At 40.8% G+C, this 21,478-nt stretch carries 15 protein-coding genes; 12 read left to right on the forward strand and 3 right to left on the reverse strand.

What is annotated here, in order from left to right:
• Nucleotides 1–49: 49 nt before the first annotated feature.
• The gene (locus C9J51_RS11520; protein WP_045036019.1) at nt 50–670 is read right to left on the reverse strand and encodes a DedA family protein; all 621 of its coding nucleotides are present in this window, start codon (nt 668–670) and stop codon (nt 50–52) included.
• Between the two features lie 305 nt (nt 671–975).
• On the opposite strand from C9J51_RS11520, the gene C9J51_RS11525 reads away from it, so the two are divergent.
• The gene (locus C9J51_RS11525) at nt 976–2,289 is read left to right on the forward strand and encodes a peptidoglycan DD-metalloendopeptidase family protein (RefSeq protein WP_045039537.1); all 1,314 of its coding nucleotides are present in this window, start codon (nt 976–978) and stop codon (nt 2,287–2,289) included.
• An 89-nt stretch (nt 2,290–2,378) separates the two neighbouring features.
• On the opposite strand, the gene erpA is transcribed toward C9J51_RS11525, so the two are convergent.
• Together erpA and clcA are read right to left on the reverse strand one after the other, a co-directional pair.
• Nucleotides 2,379–2,720 (reverse strand): iron-sulfur cluster insertion protein ErpA, encoded by a 342-nt coding sequence (erpA, locus tag C9J51_RS11530; protein WP_045036017.1) that lies wholly within the window; start codon nt 2,718–2,720, stop codon nt 2,379–2,381.
• Nucleotides 2,721–2,782: 62 nt separating this feature from the next.
• Nucleotides 2,783–4,171, reverse strand: coding sequence for a H(+)/Cl(-) exchange transporter ClcA (gene clcA, locus C9J51_RS11535; protein ID WP_373455641.1), 1,389 nt, complete (start codon nt 4,169–4,171; stop codon nt 2,783–2,785).
• 347 nt (nt 4,172–4,518) lie between these two features.
• On the opposite strand from clcA, the gene hemL reads away from it, so the two are divergent.
• The 11 genes from hemL to C9J51_RS11595 all read left to right on the forward strand — a co-directional run bounded on the left by hemL (nt 4,519) and on the right by C9J51_RS11595 (nt 21,469).
• Nucleotides 4,519–5,823 (forward strand): glutamate-1-semialdehyde 2,1-aminomutase, encoded by a 1,305-nt coding sequence (hemL, locus tag C9J51_RS11540; protein ID WP_045036015.1) that lies wholly within the window; start codon nt 4,519–4,521, stop codon nt 5,821–5,823.
• A gap of 384 nt (nt 5,824–6,207) precedes the next feature.
• Nucleotides 6,208–7,293 carry an AI-2E family transporter gene (locus C9J51_RS11545; protein WP_045036014.1) on the forward strand — a complete coding sequence of 362 codons (1,086 nt, stop codon included), beginning with the start codon at nt 6,208–6,210 and terminating at the stop codon, nt 7,291–7,293.
• Nucleotides 7,294–7,450: 157 nt separating this feature from the next.
• Nucleotides 7,451–8,470 (forward strand): 16S rRNA (guanine(1207)-N(2))-methyltransferase RsmC, encoded by a 1,020-nt coding sequence (gene rsmC / locus C9J51_RS11550; RefSeq protein ID WP_045039498.1) that lies wholly within the window; start codon nt 7,451–7,453, stop codon nt 8,468–8,470.
• A 269-nt stretch (nt 8,471–8,739) separates the two neighbouring features.
• Nucleotides 8,740–12,117, forward strand: a complete 3,378-nt coding sequence (locus C9J51_RS11555; RefSeq protein ID WP_181314818.1) for a hybrid sensor histidine kinase/response regulator — start codon at nt 8,740–8,742, stop codon at nt 12,115–12,117.
• A 748-nt stretch (nt 12,118–12,865) separates the two neighbouring features.
• Nucleotides 12,866–14,542, forward strand: coding sequence for an ABC transporter substrate-binding protein (locus tag C9J51_RS11565; protein ID WP_045036010.1), 1,677 nt, complete (start codon nt 12,866–12,868; stop codon nt 14,540–14,542).
• A 146-nt stretch (nt 14,543–14,688) separates the two neighbouring features.
• On the forward strand, nt 14,689–15,675 hold the full coding sequence (locus tag C9J51_RS11570) for an ABC transporter permease (RefSeq protein ID WP_045036009.1): 987 nt from the start codon (nt 14,689–14,691) through the stop codon (nt 15,673–15,675).
• A gap of 2 nt (nt 15,676–15,677) precedes the next feature.
• Nucleotides 15,678–16,706 carry an ABC transporter permease gene (locus C9J51_RS11575; protein ID WP_045036008.1) on the forward strand — a complete coding sequence of 343 codons (1,029 nt, stop codon included), beginning with the start codon at nt 15,678–15,680 and terminating at the stop codon, nt 16,704–16,706.
• Nucleotides 16,706–17,680, forward strand: a complete 975-nt coding sequence (locus tag C9J51_RS11580) for an ABC transporter ATP-binding protein (RefSeq protein ID WP_045039496.1) — start codon at nt 16,706–16,708, stop codon at nt 17,678–17,680. Before C9J51_RS11575 ends, C9J51_RS11580 begins: the two co-directional genes overlap by 1 nt.
• A gap of 41 nt (nt 17,681–17,721) precedes the next feature.
• Nucleotides 17,722–18,717: an ABC transporter ATP-binding protein gene (locus C9J51_RS11585; protein ID WP_045039495.1), complete on the forward strand. Its 996-nt coding sequence runs from the start codon at nt 17,722–17,724 to the stop codon at nt 18,715–18,717.
• Nucleotides 18,718–18,849: 132 nt separating this feature from the next.
• Complete coding sequence (locus tag C9J51_RS11590; RefSeq protein WP_045039494.1) at nt 18,850–20,586, forward strand: glycoside hydrolase family 9 protein; 1,737 nt, start codon at nt 18,850–18,852, stop codon at nt 20,584–20,586.
• The gene (locus C9J51_RS11595; protein WP_045039493.1) at nt 20,579–21,469 is read left to right on the forward strand and encodes an N-acetylglucosamine kinase; all 891 of its coding nucleotides are present in this window, start codon (nt 20,579–20,581) and stop codon (nt 21,467–21,469) included. Before C9J51_RS11590 ends, C9J51_RS11595 begins: the two co-directional genes overlap by 8 nt.
• Nucleotides 21,470–21,478 lie beyond the last annotated feature (9 nt).

The raw sequence follows: 21,478 nt of genomic DNA on the forward strand, positions 1-21,478 counted from the left end.
TCTTTTGAGTTAAACAATAGCGGTTTTTTATCATTCAAATAGCAAACTGTTATTTTTCAATAACCATACGGTTACGTTGAAAACGACGGTAAAGCAACCAAATGATAGCAACAATAATAACCGCAGCAACGACCCAGCACTGGGTTTGATACTTATGATAAAACGCCAAAATAGGTGCGATTTCATCACGTAAATAAGCAGGCGCAACACCAAATACCAATAACCACACTGTCACCGCTAAAAAGTTACCGGTAAAAAACAATTTTGCTGGCATTTCTGCAATACCGCAGCCAATACACATAAATTGCTTAATACCTTCGACAAAACGACTAATAATTAGCCCTAACATGCCATAACGGTCGATAAAGCCATGCAGTTTAGTGAGTGTTTTAGGCTTAATCCATTGCTTGCGAGTTAGCACATGTCCAAACTGACGCCCAATAAAATAACCAATGCTATTACCAATAAAGCTGGCACTCCAGCCAACCATTAATACTGCTGGTAATGACATTTTTCCAGATGCCGCTAATAAACTTGCCACTACTAATAATGACTGTCCAGGAGCAGGGATCCCCATTCCTTCAACCGCAATCGCGAGTGCTAAAATATAATAGCCATATTGCTGCAGCAATGGCGTGAGTTCAGTAATAATATGTTGAATCGATTCCATGGCCAGTCTATGTCAGAAAAATGAAGATTGATTTGTGATGATAGACCGAATTTAACAGAGACCCTAACGATCAAAGCTAAAAATTAAGCTTACTAAAATGAACTTATATGAAAAAAATAGCTCTCAGTAGATAAGAATTTCTTTTACAACAACATCTCTGGGTTGTTTACCACTGTTGTAAAAATGACCATTAATGGTCACTACGACAAATTTAAAAAAAACAATATTGAATAATTTGACTTCAATAGCGCCTTATATTGAAAGCCGTTACACTTAATATTATTTATTTTTTATTTAATACAATCATGAATGGAAGCTCATTACCTCGTATGCCTAGAATAAATAAAATACTGATAGGGATAATCAGTTGTGCGGTTATTGCTTTGATTGTGGCACCTGACATTTATGCAGAGCCACCCGCTAAAACTGAATTTAAATATCAATTAGGCCAACACTATCCGCTCGTTTTGTCTCAAACATCAGTGATAGCTACCAAACCGCTAACAGACTCAGCGTTAGTATGGAAAACACACACCATCAAAAATGGTGAAAGCTTAGCGATAGCATTTAATAAAGTCGGTTTAGATAGCGGACTATTACATCAAATTGTTACAACCAGTAATAAAACCCAACAACTGATCTCACTACGTCCTGGCGATAATTTAAATTTTGGCTTTGATGATTCAGGTAAATTACTTGAATTACACCAACCATTAAATAATATTGAAACATTAGTCATAAAGCGTACTCGTCCCGATCAGAATTTTACCGCGACGATAACTAAACAAAAAATTGAAACCCAAACTAATTATGCTCAAGCTTCCATTGATTCTTGTTTTTGGAGTGCAGCAGATAAAGCAGGATTAACCGCCAATCAAATAATAGAAATAGCGGCACTGTTTGGCTGGGATATTGATTTTGCACTCGATATTCGTGCGGGTGATAAATTTGAAGTTCTCTTTGAGCAACACTATATTGATGGTAATCCAATTGATCACGGCTATATTCTAGCCGCTACATTTACCAATATGGGACAAACATTTACTGCCGTACGCCATAACGACGGTAAATATTACGATAAAGATGGCCAAGCCATGCGCAAAGCCTTTTTACGCTCCCCGATTAACTTCCGTTATGTGAGTTCTAATTTTAATCCACGCCGCCTACACCCAGTAACAAAACAAGTAAAAGCCCACCGTGGTACTGATTATGTCGCCCCTGTAGGTACACCTATTTGGGCAGCAGGTGATGGTGTAGTAATGGAATCAAGTTATAACCAATTTAATGGTAACTATGTCTTTATTCGCCATAATGGCAACTATGTTACTAAATACTTGCACATGACGAAACGGATGGTCAAAAATGGTCAACGAATTAAACAAGGGCAAACTATTGGTACTTTAGGTGGAACGGGGCGCGTTACAGGGCCGCATTTACATTATGAGTTTTTAGTCAATGGCAATCATCAAAATCCGCGTACAGTCGATTTACCCCAAGCGCATTCACTTTCAGGATCCGCTCAAACAGTCTTTAAGCAACAAGCAAATAAACAGCTTGATCAAGTAAAAAGCTACAGCCACTTATTGGCTAAAAATGATATTTTGTTGCCTCAACACTAAGTTGCCTCAAAACGAATATAGCGTCTGATCGTCCCAAACAAAAAAAGCCGTCAGAAGACGGCTTTTTTATAATGCAGAAGCTCATAGCGTTAAACGCTAAATGATGCACCACAGCCACATGTTGTGGTTGCATTCGGGTTGTTAACAAAGAAGCGTGAACCTTCTAAGCCTTCAGTATAGTCAACAACACCACCGACTAAATACTGTAAGCTCATAGGATCAACAACTAATGTCACACCATTGTTCTCTATCGTCATATCGCCATCATTGACTTTTTCGTCAAACGTAAAGCCATATTGAAACCCACTACAACCACCACCTGTAATATATACACGTAGTTTTAATTCAGGGTTTTCTTCTTCAGCGATAAGCGTCTTCACTTTATTCGCAGCCACATCAGAAAAAGTCAGCGGCAAATTAACATCGCTCATTACAAAACCTCTCAAACACTTCCATTAATTAAAGGTGATTATCTAATACCTGACTATTGTGTTCAAGTATTAGCCGTCTCAACTGGAGCATCATGTGGTGAATCGTGACCTAATTTTTCTTTTTTAATCGTACGGTGAAGCAATTGAGAGTAAATAGGTTGACCACCTAACATTTGCGCCATCATCGTTGCGCCCAATGTAGTTACGACTAAAGGTAAAATTAAGTGATAATTATTGGTCATTTCAATCACCAATAAAATACCCGTGATCGGTGCGCGCACTGTCGCTGCAAATAACGCTCCCATTCCAGCAATAGCGAATAAACCGGGTGCAATCCCTAAATGAGGGTAAAGATCGAGGGCTACTGTACCAAAAAATGTACCAAACAACGTTCCTAATGCTAGCATCGGCGCAAAAATACCACCGGGCGCACCAGAGCCAAAACAGAGTAACGTTGTGACTACGCGGGCAAAGAACAACAGCAATAGCATATTTAAACTATAGTCGCCATTAGTGGCTGGTGGAATAAGGAAAACACCACCCCCTGTTAATTCAGGGAAATAAAGTAATAATAAGCCAAAACAGCCACCTAATAAGCCCCCCGTAATTAAATAGCGGGTACGGTTATTATGGTGAATAGTAACAAACCAATCTAATGTAAAAATAATCAAGCGATTGAAAACGACACCAAAGCCACCGAATAACAACCCAAGCACCAAGAATAACCATAACGAATTAAGTGCAGGAGCGTCATATTGCGGCATAGTAATAACCGCGCTTTGACCCGAAATAAACCGGAATACGATCGTCGACATCATGGCTGAAATCATTACACATTTAACCGAAATTAAACTGTAACGAAATTGCGGTCTCATCTCTTCAATAACAAACATAATACCCGCCATCGGGGCATTAAATGCAGCCGCTAAACCACCAGCAGCACCTGCGGCAAGTAATGAGTGGCGACCTTCTTTATCTTTTAAACGGAAAATATCTGAAATCATGCGGCCGATATTACCGCCCATTTGAACGGTTGGTCCTTCACGACCCAGCACCATGCCTGAACCTAATGCACCTAAACCGCCAAAGAACTTAACGGGAATAACTCGCCACCAACGAACGGGACGCATTTCATCCATCGCGCCTTCAATTTCTGGAATACCAGAACCGCCAGCTTCAGGGGCAAAACGACATACAAGGAAATAACCAATAAAGGCTAAAATACCGCTGACAAGAAATGCCGCTAACCACAATGGCAGCACACTAGTAATTTCATCACGCAGCCAAACTGTACGTTGCTCACTAACCCACCTAACGCCAATTTCAAAGAGTGTACCAACTAAGCCAGCAAGAGTACCGACTAAAGCAGAAAGGAAAAGAACAGATGCAGGTGTTTTATCTTTGGTCAGGAAACGCCGAACCAAACCACTCGATTGTAAATGGAAAGGCATATGAAGACCGCGCGATTTTTCAGTCATTAGAGAGCCGTATTATATAAAGATAGCGCTATTACAGCGCAAGGATGAAGATAGAGTAAGTACTATAGACTAATCTAATGTGGTTATGATTTATACTGCCAATGTTGAAAAATAGCTTTGCAACTGTGACTTGTCCCTCAAAAATAGTGAGTTCGTTTTTAGATTAAGCTTCATTTTAAACAGTAAAATGACTCTATATTCAGCATTACTTTAGGTACAATAAGACAGTTTCACTCTCCACACTTCTCTTGCCTATAACAAATTAGGATCGAAATTTCTGTGGATTTGATCATCGCCTTACTTTTTCTATAGGATAAAACATGAGCAAAACGAGCAAGTCAGCTGATTTATTTGCTAAAGCACAACAAAAAATTCCTGGCGGTGTTAATTCACCGGTACGCGCCTTTGCTGGCGTAGGTGGCACACCATTATTTATTGAACGTGCTGATGGTGCTTATATTTTTGATGCTGATGGCAATGCGTATATTGATTACGTTGGTTCATGGGGACCGATGATTCTCGGCCACAATCATGCGGCAATTCGTGATGCCGTTATTCATGCAGCCCAGCAAGGTTTAAGCTTTGGCGCACCGACAGCAATGGAAATCACCATGGCTGAATTAGTATCAGAACTTGTACCGTCGATGGAAATGGTACGTATGGTAAGTTCAGGTACAGAAGCAACCATGAGTGCTATTCGTTTGGCTCGTGGCTTTACTGGTCGTGATAATATTCTTAAATTTGAAGGTTGTTACCATGGCCATGCTGATTGCCTATTAGTAAAAGCAGGTTCAGGTGCACTAACACTTGGTCAACCTAGCTCTCCGGGTGTTCCCGCTGATTTCGCTAAACATACGCTAACCGCAACTTACAACGATCTGAATTCAGTTCGCGAAGCTTTTACAGCGCAGCCAGATCAAATCGCTTGTATTATCGTTGAGCCTGTTGCTGGCAACATGAACTGTATTCCACCAGTACCCGGTTTCCTTCAAGGTCTACGTGAAATTTGTGATGAATTTGGCGCACTATTAATTTTAGATGAAGTAATGACAGGCTTCCGCGTTGCACAAGGTGGTGCTCAAGCGTATTACAATGTTAAACCTGATATCACAACGTTAGGTAAAATCATCGGTGGTGGTATGCCTGTGGGTGCTTTTGGTGGTCGTCGTGATGTGATGGAATTTATCGCACCAACAGGCCCTGTATATCAAGCAGGCACGCTATCAGGCAACCCTGTCGCGATGGCAGCCGGTCATGCATGTTTAACCGTATTAACAGAAGACGGCAATGAAAAGCGCTTGGCAAATACCACAAAACGTTTAGCCAAAGGTTTTAAGGCCCTTGCTGATAAACACGGTATTCCATTAGCCGTTAACCAAGTCGGCGCAATGTTTGGCTTCTTCTTTATTGATCAAGACAGTGTGACTTGTTACGACGATGTCACTAAATGTGATATTGAACGTTTTAAGCGTTTCTTTAATTTGATGTTAGATAAAGGGGTTTACCTAGCACCTTCTGCTTATGAAGCGTGTTTTACCTCACTCGCACATAATGATAAAGAAATTGATGCCACATTAGAAGCCGCCGATTTTGCATTTGCAACGCTGGCTGCTGAAGCGAAATAGCATCATTTTAAAAGAAATAATTCAATGTTATTAAAAACATTATTTTATTAATGCTATCATAAAAGAAAGGTCACTCATTGTGGCCTTTTTTTATGACGAGCGTTTATCATTACATCGCTCATACACAACCAATAAATTATAATTAATATTGGTCACTATTTACTGCCAAAAATAAACGGCAAGCCCAACAACTACGACTAAAATGATTAGTACTAACGGTGGCTTACGCTTTTTTTTGTCATCACAACCACAATTACAACATCCCATAAGCTATCTCCACGATAAAGGCTATAATCACTCAATAACTGTGATGATTATAATGATAATCTTTATCAATTACAGCGAGAATAGTATTTATTGGTCGATTTTAAAAGGATAAATATCGTGCCTCACCCGTTTAAGGTAGAACCACGCCATTGGATGCTGATAGTGGCACTCTTTGTCGCCTCTTACGCAAGTTATAAATTAATCGAACCCTACCTTGGTCCGATTGTATTAGCATTTATTATTTCCCTGTTATTCACGCCAATGCATAAACGCTTACTTGCCAGAATGCCAACGCGTGAAAATACCGCGGCAATGCTGTCATGTTTTATTATGACAGTAATTATCGTTATTCCTCTGTTAATCGTGTTTTCATCGATCGTGCATCAAGGAACAACGGTTTCAAAAGAAAGCTATACTTGGCTAACAACGGGCGGACCCAAAGAATTATTTGCTCATCCTTTTGCCCAAAAAACATTGGCTTTAATTGATAAATACTCGCCATTCCATGATTTTGATCCACAAGTGATCATTCAAAAAATAGCGACAACAGCGTCTCAAGTTGGCTCTCAAGCACTGAATATCAGCGCCAAAATATTAGGCGATGCAACGAATTTATTAGTTAACTTTATGATGATGTTGTTCGTCCTATTTTTCTTACTACGCGATAACGACAAAATGATTGCGGCTATTCGCCACGTAATTCCATTATCTCGCAGTCAAGAAGACACCATCATGAATGAGGTAGAGCAAGTGGCACGATCTGCCGTGCTTGGTTCTTTCTTAACAGCACTAGCACAAGGACTTGCCGGAGGATTCGCCATGTGGCTATGCGGATTCCAAGGCTTATTCTGGGGTTCAATGATGGCCTTTGCTTCATTAATTCCCGTTGTTGGTACCGCTTTGATCTGGATTCCAGCATCATTGTATTTACTGTTGGTGGGTGATTGGGAGTGGTCATTATTCCTTGCAAGTTGGGGCGTTCTTGTTGTCGGTTCTATCGATAACATCGTACGTCCGTTATTGATGCAAGGCAGCTCAAGTATGAATACCTTATTGATCTTCTTTTCAATCATTGGTGGTATTCAATTATTTGGCTTAATTGGCATGATCTACGGTCCAATTATTTTTGGTGTGACTTTAGTATTGTTTAAAATGTATGAAGTTGAATTTCAATCATTCCTTCAACAACAAGATGATAATTAACCGCCAATAATCCCTCACACAATACTGCCGTTATTATTAATAACAATAACGGCAGCTTTCGATTGTCATTGTTCTCTTCGCAGCGACTTTCCATCTGTCACTATTTATGGAACAATCCGCGCTCCTGAACCATGATGTCTATTTTGAGGCCAGTTAAATGTCTTATTCCGCCGCGAGCCAAGTGGTTGCTCGTCAATCTGAATTTTTTGAAAATCGTAACGTCCTTATTGCTGGTGAGCTAAATGACACCTTTGCCTCAGAATTACTTACAACGGCACAATCAGTAACGGTATTTACGACCAATTATGGTTATTTAGGTGATATTGAGCACCATCAAGCAATTGACTGCCATTTTGGCGCTGAACTGAATGCGGATCTCGATATTGATATGATTCTGCTTTATTGGCCAAAAGCGAAAGCTGAAGCGGATTATTTATTATCAATGTTACTGAGTAAGTTTGCGGCTGGCATTGAAATTTGTATCGTAGGCGAAAACCGCTGTGGCGTCAGAAGTGCAGAAAAAATGTTTGCGCAATACGGTCCACTAACTAAATACGACTCTGCGCGTCGTTGTAGTTTCTATTGGGGACGTTGCGATACTCCCGCTCCCACTTTTGATATCAATAAATGGTTCCGTAGTTACCCAATAAGTATTGCAGGGGTAAACCTGACGGTACGTTCATTACCGGGTGTATTTAGCCACGGTGAATTTGATAAAGGTTCAGAACTTTTACTCAATAACTTACCATCACTTAAGGGGCGCGTACTCGATTTTGGTTGTGGTGCAGGTGTTATTGGCGCAGTAATGAAAGCAAAATATCCACAGATTGAACTAGATTTATGTGATATTAGCGCGCTAGCGATTGAGTCAGCGAAAGAAACCTTTAAGGTTAATCAACTCGATGCCAATTTTATCGCAACGGATGTTTATAAAAACCTTGATGGCCCATATCAATATTTAATCAGCAACCCGCCATTCCATGCTGGTTTAAAAACATTTTACACCGCGACAGAAACCTTCATTAACCAAGCCCCTCAATATTTACGTCATGGTGGTGAATTAGTGATTGTAGCTAACTGCTTCTTACAATATCCACCATTGATTGAAGCCAGCCTTGGCCAGTGTGAGATTAGTTCTCATACCAATAAATTCAATGTATATACTGCGAAAAAATAACGACCAACAGGTTATCGTTAACCACTGAATTTTATAAAGGGCAGTCAATACTGCCCTTTTTTATGACGTTAAATTTGTTAATTTTGTGCCTGTTGACACGATTCTATTTCTAGTAACTTGATTCATAATAAAAATCCAGTATAAACACGGTAATTCATCACGTTGAGTTAAAACGATAAAGGACAATCGTTAAAATCTTAATGTTCATTTTAACGTGGTTATATTTATCGTTAAAACCGTAAATATCATTATTTTATTCAGGCACCGGAATGCAGAATACTAAACGCTTCAAACGTCTTCAGCACACACTTATGCTGGCATTTTTAGTACTCAGTATCACCCCTTTGATATTGTCAGCCCTCTATTTTCTTAATTCTCACACCAAAGATTTAGCCGAACAAAGCATCAATCACCTTGCTTCATTACGTGATAATAAACAAAAACAATTACAGAGTTTCTTTGCAGCTAAAGAATCTGAGGTGAAAAGTTTTGCGCGTTCAGAATTATCAACCAATAGTGGTGGACGCTTTTATGGGTTAGTCGGTGCATTCCACCAGCTCGGCAATATTGATTCACAACTTGATACTCAAGGCCGCGCTAATTATTTTAATTCAACCCTCACCACCAAAAGTGATCAAGCCGCCAATAGTGGTTATATCGGTCATGAACGTTACCGATTAATGTTTAAACGTTATAATGCCGTTTATAATGAGTATCTAAAACGATCTGATTTTAAAGATATTATGCTGGTTGATATTTCAGGTGATGTGGTTTATTCCGTTAAAAATCATGATTTTTTTGGGGTTAATTTATTAGCCAAAAACACATCACATCTTGCATTGCAGCAAACCTTTAAAGCCATTAAAGAAAAAACTCAACAAACCCCCAATAACCCAGAACTCGTCCCTGTGGTATTCACTGACTTTAGTACGAATAACCTTAATAGCGATACTACCGCTTGGTTTGCAGCACCAATAATCCAGCAAGGTTATCTGCATAGTTATGTGTTTATGGAACTCAGCAACCAAAAAATCACCGAACTTATTCAAGATAATACTAACCATATTCAAACGTTATTAGTCGGTAGTGATCATCAATTGCGCTTTGAAACGCTAACACCATTACCAACACAACTACAAAGTCAAAGTATCGATCAAGCTTTAGCTGGCAAATCAGGGATTGGTAGTTTTATCAACTACGATAATATTCCTGTCTTAGGTGCATATTCACCACTTAATATACTGGGGCATCACTGGGCGTTAGTGGTCGAATTTCCAGAAAAAGAAGCCTTTGCCCGTATCGTTGAACTAGAAAAAATATTTGTTGCCGCAATGGTAACCGCCATTATTTTAGTCATCATTACTTCACATTGGTTATCTAACTCGATCACCGCACCGCTATTACGCTTAACATGGGCGGCTGAAAAAGCCTCTGGTGGTGATTTAGAGCAAAAAATTGATGGCACCGAACGGCAAGATGAAATTGGTCGCTTAGCGATCAGTTTTGCCCGTATGCAACGTTCAATCCGTGAAAAAATTGGACTTATTCGTGAACAAAATAAGGAGTTAGAACATAACCTGACCATTATTCGCCAACAAAATAATGAACTGCAAACCGCAGATAAAATGAAAGATGAGTTTTTAGCAACCACCTCACACGAATTACGTACACCACTGCATGGCATGATCGGTATTGCTGAATCTTTATTAGCGGGCGCTAACGGTACATTACATGAACCACAACGACGCCAATTAGAAATGATCATCAACAGTGGTCAACGCCTAACCACGCTGGTAGATGATCTGCTTGATTACCATAAAATGCGTTATGGCGATCTTGATATCAACCATCAAGCGGTTGATATGTCGGTCGCTATTCGATTAGTACTGGAGTTATCTAGCCATTTATTAGGTAACAAACCAATTCGAATTATTAATCAAATTCCAACGGATCTACCATTAGTCGATGCTGACGAACAACGCCTAGAACAAGTGCTATATAACTTAGTCGGTAATGCGATTAAATATACCTCTGAAGGTAAAATTATTTTATCCGCAACCGTATTAGAGCATCAATTACGAATTCAAGTGGTTGATACAGGGCAAGGTATTCCCAGTGAACAACTGGAACATATTTTTGAACCGCTCATTCAAGCCAACACTGGATCCGCTAACTATCGTCAAGGTGCGGGGCTAGGGCTGTCAATTAGTCGTCAATTGATCGAACTGATGGGCGGACGGTTATATGTCAGTAGTCAACAAATGGTGGGAACGACGTTCAGTTTTACGCTTAATTTAGCCAATGCAAACCAAATAGCAGCAATGGCGGCGAACCCGAATAAAAATCATTTTAAAGCTCCGTTATTAAATACCGCTAATTATGATGCCTCTGATTTACCTGAAAACCCCGATGGTGAATTATTATTGATTGTGGATGATGAGCCGGTAAATTTACAAATATTAACCAGCTTTTTACGGATTGCAGGCTACCGTGTTCAAACAGCGGAAAGTGGTCCGCAAGCATTAGCATTGATCGCCAAACAACAACCCGATCTGGTGTTGCTCGATATTATGATGCCAGAGATGAGTGGCTATGAAGTATGTACAAAACTACGTCAAAGCTATTCCCTGTTAGCGCTACCTATCATTATGTTATCGGCTCTTGGACAAATACAAGATCGCTTAAAAGGCTTTGAATGTGGTGCTAACGATTACTTAACCAAACCGTTTAATAAAGAAGAGTTAATTGCCCGTATTCGTGCTTACCTTCAAGCGGGTAAAACTGAAATTGAGCGTCAGAAAAACCAAGATCTAGAACAAGAGATTCATCGCCGTGAACAAATTGAAATAGGGCTGATTGAAACCCAAAGTCGTTTACTTGGATTACTAGACTCCACCAGCGAGGCGATTATCTGTGTTCAACAGGAAGGTCGAATTCGTTATGCCAATAGTGCCGCAGGTAAACTATTTAAACGTGCGCCTGAACTGCTAGAGCGCTATACCATTGATGATATTTTGGTAACACCACAACCGATAGCTATCACGGATAATCATCATTTTAATGGCTATTTAAATTATTATATCGCAGACCAACAACAACAATTAATGACTGATGTGATCAATTTACCCGTTGAATCAGGCCTTAAACAAATGTTTGTCTTTGATAACCAAGGACCTTCAGCGGATCATCGCATTAATCTACTTGAAAATGCGATTGATGTATTATCTGAATTTGCATTTAATGGTGACAAAAACAATCTTCAACAACTGCGAGAGTTAGGGGGGGAATTCACCCGTTTAGCCGATAAATTAGGTGATGGTGAACACAATAAGACCGAAATAATTCGCCAATTATTAGTCGATGCCATGAAAGCGACCTTGGTATTCTGGGAAGCTGAATCACACAAAAGTAAGTTTGAATTAGCCGAAGAAAGTGGCTTATGGCGTGTTTATTTAGACCGTAGCACCCTTCAAACACGTACCTTAGATAAATATCTTCAACTTGAAACACTCCCTAAAACACCCCGCTGGCGGACGGTAATAAATACCATGGATTACGTATTAGAACGCTGCCCACAATCAAATACAGCGCGCCAAGAACTGGTCGCCATACGCGATAAATTGCATCACATCATTAGTCATAATTAGATAAAGACACTTATCTAGCATCGCATTAAATAAGGCTCTCTAAGAGCCTTTTTTAATACCTGAAGATACCGTATTAAATAACGTCCACACAACTAAACATAATCATGAGAAAAACAATCACCACGTACTGATTGCTACATTATCCGCACTAACGATTAACCATAATCACTTTTTTAATACTCGAAATAATCACTGTTAAATCCGTATAAATGATCAATGTCACACTCTCATTAATGGTTAAAATTGAATCACATTCATTAAAAAACACCTTTATTTAGCTCTCAGAATAAATTCTTTCAGTTTATGAGAACCGAATCACAACAAACTAACACGTCAAATTTTCCGTATAAAAATAAGCATAAAAAGGCACATGCGTTACATCACATCCGATATCAATCCAACTTAAAAACCAATAAAAATAAGCAACAAGAAAATAGTAAGCACTAACATTTAAAATGTAACACTGACTCTCACTTGTGATACTAAGCACGCTATTTACTAAATGCTCAATCACGTAAAACAATGAAATTAACACTTTTGACGGCAACGATACTTTTTTTGACGTTTTTGACGGGCGACCACATTGACGATTTAACCAATCCAGCCAATATTGAAGCCACTGAGAGCCTACAAGGCCATTCAATGGTTCAGCGTTACTCAGTTCCAATGAAGTAGGTTTACAGTGCTCCAATGACGGAGCTAATTTTTATTTCCATTAGTGAAACAGAGCTAAGAGTAAGGAACAGCTATGCTTGCCAATATAAACAAAACTAAGTTAGCACTTGCAGTTGTTGCTGCAGCAACCGCTTTTACAGCACCCGTTGCTACTGCATCAGAAAAAAGCCAGCTAACAATCGTACCTGATTTCTACCCTACAATGGTGCGTAACTTTAACCCGTTTTTAGCAACAAACCTTCGTACAACAACTGAGTTCGTTTATGAGCCATTGGTAATCTTTAACCAAATGCAAGGTAACGAGCCTGTCATGCGTTTGGCAAAAGACTACTACATGTCTGACGACCTAATGAAGGTAACATTTGAAATTCGTGATGGCGTAAAATGGTCTGACGGTAAAGCGTTTACAGCTGATGATGTTGTTTACTCTTTTGACTTAGTAAAAAACAAACCAGAACTTGATCAAATTGGTATCAATAAGTGGGTTAAATCAGTTAAGCAAGACGGTAACAAGGTTATCTTCGAACTAACAGCTGCGAACTCAAACGTTCCGTTTGAAATTTCTAAAGTGCCAGTTGTTCCTAAGCATATTTGGAGCAAAGTAAAGAACCCTACAACGTTCACTAACGAAACACCTGTAGGTACTGGTCCATTTACTGAGATCGAAACATTTACTCCTCAACTTTACGTTCAATGTCGTAACCCTAACTACTGGGATAACGCCAACCTAGACGTTGATTGTTTACGTGTTCCTCAAATTGCAAACAACGACCAACTACTAACTAAGATCATCAACTCTGAGCTAGATTGGACGTCATCATTCATTCCTGATATTGACAGCACTTATGCTGCGGCAAATCCTAACCACAAATACTGGTACCCTGCTGCTGGCACAATGTCATTCATGTTGAACTATAAATCGCCAAAAGCAGGCAACAACGAAGCCATCAATAATGTGGATTTCCGTCGTGCATTCTCTATGGCAATTGATCGTCAAACTATCATCGACATCGCGTTCTACGGTGCGGGTACACCAAACGATTACGCTTCAGGTCTAGGTGATAGCTTCAAGTCATGGTCTGACGAAGCAGTACATAATAAGTACAAAGCATTCAATACTTACAACATCAAAGGCGCTAAAGATCTTCTTACCAAAGCGGGCTTTAAAGACCTTGATGGCGACGGATTTGTTGAATCACCAAAAGGTGAAAAAATTGAGCTTGAAGTTCAATCACCAAACGGCTGGACTGACTTTAACAACACCGTACAACTAGGTGTTGAGCAGCTTCAAGAAGCAGGTATCAATGCTAAAGCACGTACGCCTGACTTCGCGGTTTACAACGAATCAATGCTAAAAGGCACTTACGATGTAGCATTTACCAACTACTTCCATGGTGCAGATCCACACCTATACTGGGACAGTGCGTACAACTCACGTCTACAGAAAGGTGACGGTATGCCACGTTTCGCTATGCATTACTTCCAAAATGCACAGTTAGATTCGCTACTAGACAGCTTCTACAAAACAGCTGATAAGGGTGAGCAAATCAAGATTGCTCATAGCATTCAGAAAATCATTGCTGAGAACCAAGTAACAATCCCAGTAATTTCTGGTGCTAACAACTTCCAATACAATGAAGCTCGCTTCACTGGTTGGTGGAACGAGAAGAACCCTAAAGGCCGTCCAATGGTATGGGCTGGTGTTCAAGAGCGTCTACTTCAAGTTCTAGACCTAAAACCAAAAGCGTAATATCTGCTTAAATTTGCGGTGCACGCCTTGTGCACCGCCTCTTCCCTCTAATCCTTTTTGCAATCAAAGGTATGGCGTTTTCGTCAGGGGGTTTTACGTCCTGAATTCAGCTCAGGAAGGCAAGCTGGATGTGTAAGGTGTGAGTTATGGGATTATTTTTACGTCGTTTATCGTTTTATTTTATCGCGTTAATTTTCGCGGCAACGCTAAACTTTATTCTTCCGCGTGCGATGCCAGGTGACCCAGTTACCATGATGTTCGCAAACGCAACTGCACAGGTAACCCCTGAGCGTATCGCTGCTATGCAGAAACTATTAGGTTTTGTTGATGGCCCTTGGTACGAGCAATACTACACGTATATAGCTAACGTATTTACGTGGAACCTTGGTACTTCAATCAAATTTTATCCCTTATCAGTAAATGATTTACTCGGTGGTGCAATTGGCTGGTCACTATTTCTAGCGGGTTCTGCCGTTATTATTTCATTCTGTGTTGGCTCTATCTTTGGTATTTTTGCAGCATGGAAACGTGGCAGTAGCTACGATACTTTCATCTCTCCAGGAATGTTAGTGGTACAAGCCGTTCCACCCGTTGTAATCGCGATGTTAGTCATGTTTACCTTTGCTATCGGCTTACAGTGGTTCCCTACAGGTAACGCATATACCGCAGGTTTAACGCCGGATTGGAGCAGCTTCGCATTCTATAAAGATGTGCTCTACCATGCCGCCCTACCTCTTTTCTGTGCCACGATTATTCAAATTGGCGGTTTCCTAATTGGCATGCGAAACAACATGATTAACTTGCTAAATGAAGACTACATCACGATGGCAAAAGGCAAAGGCCTCAGTGAAAACCGTGTGGTATTCAACTACGCAGCACGTAACGCAATGCTACCAAGTGTTACCGCACTATCAATGGCATTAGGTATGGCGATTGGTGGTCAGTTAATTATCGAAATGATTTTCAACTATCCTGGTTTGGGTACAGTCATGCTAAACGCTATTCATTCGCGTGATTACCAAGTACTGCAAGGTCAGTTATTGATTATGACTATGTTTATGTTGTTCTTTAACTTTATGGCCGACATCCTAATCGTTGCGCTAGACCCTCGTCTACGTAAAGGAGGCAAGTAATCATGAAAGGCTTATTTAAATTACTCTCTAGCAACCCGAAAGCAATGTTTGGTCTTGGCATTATTATCATTTTCATTCTAACAGCGCTATTTGCACCTTTTATTACCCAATATTCACCCGACAAAAGAACGGGTAACCCCCATGAATACCCGGCTTTTGTTGTAAAAGCAGCACAAGATAATCCAGAAGGTTGGATCGCTGAAAACTTGGCAACCAACAAACGTACGCTATTAATGTCAAAAGATGCTGATCACGTACTCGGTACTTCTCGCATGGGTCGTGATATCTGGTCTCAACTTGTTTATGGCGCACGTACTTCACTCGCTGTTGGTTTTGGTGCAGGTCTACTCGTATGTTTCCTTGCAACGATTATCGGTATTTCAGCGGGTTACTTTGGTGGACGAGTCGATGAATTCCTCACCGCGTGTATGAATATCATGTTGGTAATGCCACAACTACCGATTCTATTTGTTATCGCAGCGTTTGTTGGCCAAGCAGGACCATTAACCATTGCCATCGTAATTGCGGTCACCTCTTGGGCATGGGGCGCACGTGTCGTACGTGCACAAACCCTATCGATTAGAGAAAAAGAATTTGTAAAAGCGGCTGAAGTATTAGGTGAATCATCTCCTCGTATCATTTTCGTTGAGATCCTTCCTAACCTTATCTCAATCGTAGGTGCGAGCTTTATCGGTTCGGTGATGTACGCAATTAACGTAGAAGCAACGCTTTCATTCTTAGGCCTAGGCGATCCAAACGGCATTAGCTGGGGCGTGATGCTATACAACGTTCAAACATCATCTTCAATGTTAGTCGGCGCTTGGTGGGAAGTATTAGCACCTTGTATCGCTCTGATATTTATCGCGATTGGCCTTGCCATGTTGAACTTTGCTGTTGATGAAATTGCTAATCCACAATTACGTTCTCACAAAGGCATGCGTCGCTGGAAAAATCTAGCACAAGAAACAGCAAAACAAGCACAACCGGTTGAAGCAATTCCTCAACCAGCACTAGAAGGCGGGACTAAATAATGACAGATCCACAAATCTCAATTCGTAATTTATGTGTTGATTATATTACTGATGCTGGCGATGTCCGTGCCGTTAATAATGTTAGCTTTGACATTGGTAAAGGTGAAATATTTGGTCTTGCGGGTGAATCAGGCTGTGGTAAATCAACCGTCGCTTTCTCTCTGATGCGTCTGCATAAGCCACCAGCATTCATTACTGGTGGTGAGGTAATCTTTGACGGTCATGGTGATATTTTGAAGAAAACGGATATGGCAATGTCAGCCTTCCGTTGGAGCGAAATGTCAATGGTATTCCAAAGTGCGATGAATGCCTTGAACCCTGTATTAACCATGGAAGAGCAATTTTGTGATGTGATCATGCGTCACACCAATATGAACCGTAAGCAAGCTATTCGCCGTGCTGAGGGATTATTAGAAATTGTTGATATTCACCCAAGTCGTTTACGTGATTATCCACACCAGTTTTCAGGCGGTATGCGTCAACGTTTAGTGATCGCCATTGCACTAGCGCTAAATCCAAAGATGATCATCATGGATGAGCCAACCACGGCATTAGACGTAGTCGTACAACGTGAAATTCTACAAAAAATTTATGCGCTAAAAGAAGAGTTTGGCTTCTCAATTTTATTTATCACCCATGATTTATCACTGATGGTCGAGTTCTCTGATCGTATAGGCATCATGTACTCAGGTGAATTAATTGAAGTAGCACCATCTAAGCAAATTCTTGAAACACCGTTCCACCCATATACCGAAGGCTTGGGAAGTTCATTCCCACCATTAACAGGCCCTAAAACACGTTTAACAGGTATTCCAGGTAATCCTTTGAATTTACTTGAAATACCACAAGGTTGTCGCTTTCAAGCTCGCTGTGGGAAAACCCACCCAGCCTGTTTTAGCACGCCAACCCAGTTAAGTCAGATTGAACCAGGACGTTTATCAAACTGCCACCTATTTACCAATACAGGTAATTAGCAGCAACACATCGCATTTATAGGCAGTATTTAGGAGACACTATGAGCAAGCCTGTTGGAACACCGATTATCGAAGGCATAAATCTAATTAAAGATTTTTCGGTAAACAGTAACTCACTTAAAAAATCAAAGATGCGTGCAATTAACGATGTGTCTTTCAAAATGTACAAAAGCCGTGGCTTGGCCGTGGTTGGCGAATCAGGCTCTGGTAAATCAACCACCGCTAAAATGATTGCTAAAATGTACGCCCCTAGCGGCGGTCAAATTGATTATTATGGACGTGATATTCAGACCATTACTAGTCGTGATGATCTAATGAAATACCGTCAAGGGGTACAAATGGTATGGCAAGATCCGTTTGGATCTTTAAACCCTACTCATACTATTTTTCACCATATTGCACGTCCATTACTGATCCACAATAAAGTCTCACCCGGTAATAAAAAAGAGCTTGAAGAAACCGTTTACAGCTTACTTGAGCAAGTGGGTTTGATTCCGCCAAAAGCAACAGCAGAAAAATTCCCCCACCAGCTTTCTGGTGGTCAACGCCAACGTGTTAACTTAGCCCGTAATATCGCAGTCGGCGCGGAAGTGGTACTGGCTGATGAACCAACCTCAATGCTGGATGTTTCCATTCGTGCGGGTGTTCTTAACCTGATGGAAGAGATGAAATTTGAGCGTGAAATGGCGCTACTTTACATCACACACGATATAGCAACAGCACGTTACATTGCTGAAGATCTTGCAGTTATGTATGTCGGTCACATGGTTGAATGGGGTGATACTGAACAAATTATCCATAACCCACAACACCCATACACCCAGCTATTAGTTTCAGCGGTACCCGATCCAAGCAAATCAATTCACACCAAACTTAAAGGTAATAAAGGTGAAATTCCATTATGGACGCCTGACAGTTTTGGATGCCCGTTTGCGGGTCGTTGTATGCAGGCAACAGAGAAATGTCGCGAAAAATTACCTGAAATAACGCAGTTATCTGACAACCACTTTGTCCGTTGTTACTTATACGAAAACTAAGCAATAAAACTTAAGCTACAAAATTAAGCACTAATAACACTTTTACTTTTATTTCCATGTTATTTGTCGCACCAGCCGTTCAGTGATGGTTCCCACAAGGAGCCATCACTTATTAGCGACATTGGAGGCCCTATGCAGCTGTTAATTAATCATCTTGGTTATGAGTGCTTTAATACAAAGCAAGCATTACTACAAACAACATCACAAACACTGTCAGGCCAAGCCGAATTAGTGTGCAATCATACTAACCAGACTATTATGCAGCTGCCATTAACTGCATGTGGCACCACCGCACAATGGCATACGGGTAATATTTACCAGATTGATTTTTCTGCTTGCCAAGATGCAGGTGAATATCGCATTCGTTACGCCAATATTGAATCAACGGTTTTCAGCATTGCTGAAGGCTTATTAATGCAACGTACTTTCAGTGATGTTCTACATTATTTCAAATCACAACGTTGTAGCGGCATTTATGATCACGCAGACAACCAAGCGCGATTACTCAATAGCGAGACTCTCGTTGATGTTCGTGGTGGTTGGTATGATGCGTCAGGTGATGTCAGTAAATATTTAAGTCACCTTTCTTACGCTAATTATCTCAATCCCCAGCAGATACCGATGATTGTTTGGAACATGCTCAAAGCTTATGAAGTCGCAGAAGATCAACCTGATGTTGCCGATTTCACCCGCGTACGTTTATTAGAAGAAGCGTTATTTGGCGCTGACTTTTTAATGCGTATGCAAAGTGATGACGGTTTCTTCTATATGACAGTATTTGATAAATGGAGCAAATCGCCAGCACAACGTGATATCTGCGCTTATGCAACCCAAGATGGCGTCAAAACTGATGACTACCAAGCCGGTTTCCGCCAAGGTGGGGGCGTTACAATTGCAGCATTAGCCGCAGCCGCTCGAATAACAACCTTACCGTCTTGTAACCGTATTCCCCATAATGACAACGTACAAAGTGAGTCATATTTACAAGCAGCAGAACGTGGCTATTGGCATTTAAAACAACACAATATCAATTATCTCAATGATGATACTGAAAATATCATTGATGAATACTGCGCATTATTAGCCGCAGTTGAGCTTTACCGAACTACATTACAGGATCGTTACTTAACGGAAATGCGTGAGTGGGCGCACCGTTTAAGCCAACGTCAAATGTCGGATCAACACATTAATCACTACTGGTCAGCAACCGCTGATGGTAGCCGTCCTTATTTCCATGCCGCAGAAGCAGGCTTACCTGCGATTGCCTTAATGCAATATTTAACCGCAGAGCCAGAAACAAAACAGCAGCAACAGTTACATCCAGTTCTGGTGAATACACTTAATTTTGAATTAACGTTAACCGATGAAGTTAACAACCCGTTTGGCTATCCACGCCAATACACGAAAGCTGTTGATGGCGATAAACAAACCGCTTTCTTTGTTGCCCATAACAATGAATCAGGCTATTGGTGGCAAGGTGAAAATGCTCGAATCGCCTCTTTAGCAAGCATGGCATTTATGGCACAAGATCACCTCACCGATCCTAAATTAAAACAGCATCTAATGGACTATGGCCAACAGTTAATGAATTGGATTTTAGGCTTAAATCCTTTTGATATGTGCATGTTAGACGGCCATGGTCACAATAACCCTAATTACCTTCCACAGCTTGGTTTTAGCAATGCTAAAGGCGGAGTGTGTAATGGCATCACATCCGGCTTTGAAAATGAACAAGATATTGCCTTTAATCCAGCAGCACAAAAAGATGACATGTTGCAAAACTGGCGTTGGGGAGAGCAATGGATCCCTCATGGTGGTTGGTATTTATTAGCTACTACGCTGCAATTTAAGGAACGTCACCATGGTTAATTTCCCTTATCGTTATCTCGTGGGTATTGATGGTGGTGGCACTTCTTGTCGCGCTCGTATTTGTGATTTAGATGGCAATATTTTAGGTGAAGCCAAAACGGGTAGCGCTAATATTTTGCTTGGTAGTGACATCGCCATGGCATCAATTCAACAAGCGATTACCCTTGCGGCTCAACAAGCACAATTAACTACCGCTGATTATCCAACGATGTCTGTCGGGTTAGCACTGGCTGGCGCGGAACAACAACAAGCTTGGCATGCTTTCATGCAACAACCTCACCCTTATGGCGCGATCACATTAAATACTGATGCTTACGGTGCTTGTTTAGGGGCTTGGGGCGGTAAAGATGGCGCGATTTTAATTGCAGGGACTGGCTCTTGCGGCATTTTACTGCTGAATGGCAACCAACATATTGTCGGCGGACGTGAATTTCCTATTTCAGATCAAGGCAGTGGTGCAGTGATGGGGTTGCACCTAATCCAACAAGTGCTACTCAGTGTTGATGGTATCGTGCCAAAAACAGAATTAGCCCACCATGTATTAACCCATTTTGATCATGATATTGATGCCATTGTTAGCTGGTCAAAAACCGCTCGACCTTGTGATTATGGTCAATTTTCACCGGCTATTTTTAGCTTTGCTGAACGCAATGATCCACTCGCTATCTCACTGCTACAACAAACAGCTGCTGATATTGAAATGTGGATGCAAGCATTAATATTCCGTGGCGCGCACAACATTTGCCTAATGGGAGGCATTGGTGAACATATTCAAGCATGGCTAACCCCACCAATGCAACATCGTCTAGCGACACCACAGGGTGATGCAATGGATGGTGCCATTGCAATGGCGCGCAGCAATCACAATTTATTTGTACGTTAGGGAAGTATA

This window comes from Photobacterium iliopiscarium, assembly GCF_003026395.1.
Classification (GTDB): domain Bacteria; phylum Pseudomonadota; class Gammaproteobacteria; order Enterobacterales; family Vibrionaceae; genus Photobacterium; species Photobacterium iliopiscarium.

What these genes read in the sequence shown, in the direction of transcription:
- C9J51_RS11590 (WP_045039494.1), top strand. Translation starts at nt 18,850, where the DNA reads ATGCAGCTGTTAATTAATCATCTTGGTTATGAGTGCTTTAATACAAAG.
- C9J51_RS11565 (WP_045036010.1), top strand. Translation starts at nt 12,866, where the DNA reads ATGCTTGCCAATATAAACAAAACTAAGTTAGCACTTGCAGTTGTTGCT.
- erpA (WP_045036017.1), bottom strand. Translation starts at nt 2,720, where the DNA reads ATGAGCGATGTTAATTTGCCGCTGACTTTTTCTGATGTGGCTGCGAAT.
- C9J51_RS11580 (WP_045039496.1), top strand. Translation starts at nt 16,706, where the DNA reads ATGACAGATCCACAAATCTCAATTCGTAATTTATGTGTTGATTATATT.
- C9J51_RS11520 (WP_045036019.1), bottom strand. Translation starts at nt 670, where the DNA reads ATGGAATCGATTCAACATATTATTACTGAACTCACGCCATTGCTGCAG.
- clcA (WP_373455641.1), bottom strand. Translation starts at nt 4,171, where the DNA reads ATGCCTTTCCATTTACAATCGAGTGGTTTGGTTCGGCGTTTCCTGACC.
- C9J51_RS11595 (WP_045039493.1), top strand. Translation starts at nt 20,579, where the DNA reads ATGGTTAATTTCCCTTATCGTTATCTCGTGGGTATTGATGGTGGTGGC.
- C9J51_RS11585 (WP_045039495.1), top strand. Translation starts at nt 17,722, where the DNA reads ATGAGCAAGCCTGTTGGAACACCGATTATCGAAGGCATAAATCTAATT.
- C9J51_RS11570 (WP_045036009.1), top strand. Translation starts at nt 14,689, where the DNA reads ATGGGATTATTTTTACGTCGTTTATCGTTTTATTTTATCGCGTTAATT.
- C9J51_RS11525 (WP_045039537.1), top strand. Translation starts at nt 976, where the DNA reads ATGAATGGAAGCTCATTACCTCGTATGCCTAGAATAAATAAAATACTG.
- rsmC (WP_045039498.1), top strand. Translation starts at nt 7,451, where the DNA reads ATGTCTTATTCCGCCGCGAGCCAAGTGGTTGCTCGTCAATCTGAATTT.
- C9J51_RS11575 (WP_045036008.1), top strand. Translation starts at nt 15,678, where the DNA reads ATGAAAGGCTTATTTAAATTACTCTCTAGCAACCCGAAAGCAATGTTT.
- C9J51_RS11555 (WP_181314818.1), top strand. Translation starts at nt 8,740, where the DNA reads ATGCAGAATACTAAACGCTTCAAACGTCTTCAGCACACACTTATGCTG.
- hemL (WP_045036015.1), top strand. Translation starts at nt 4,519, where the DNA reads ATGAGCAAAACGAGCAAGTCAGCTGATTTATTTGCTAAAGCACAACAA.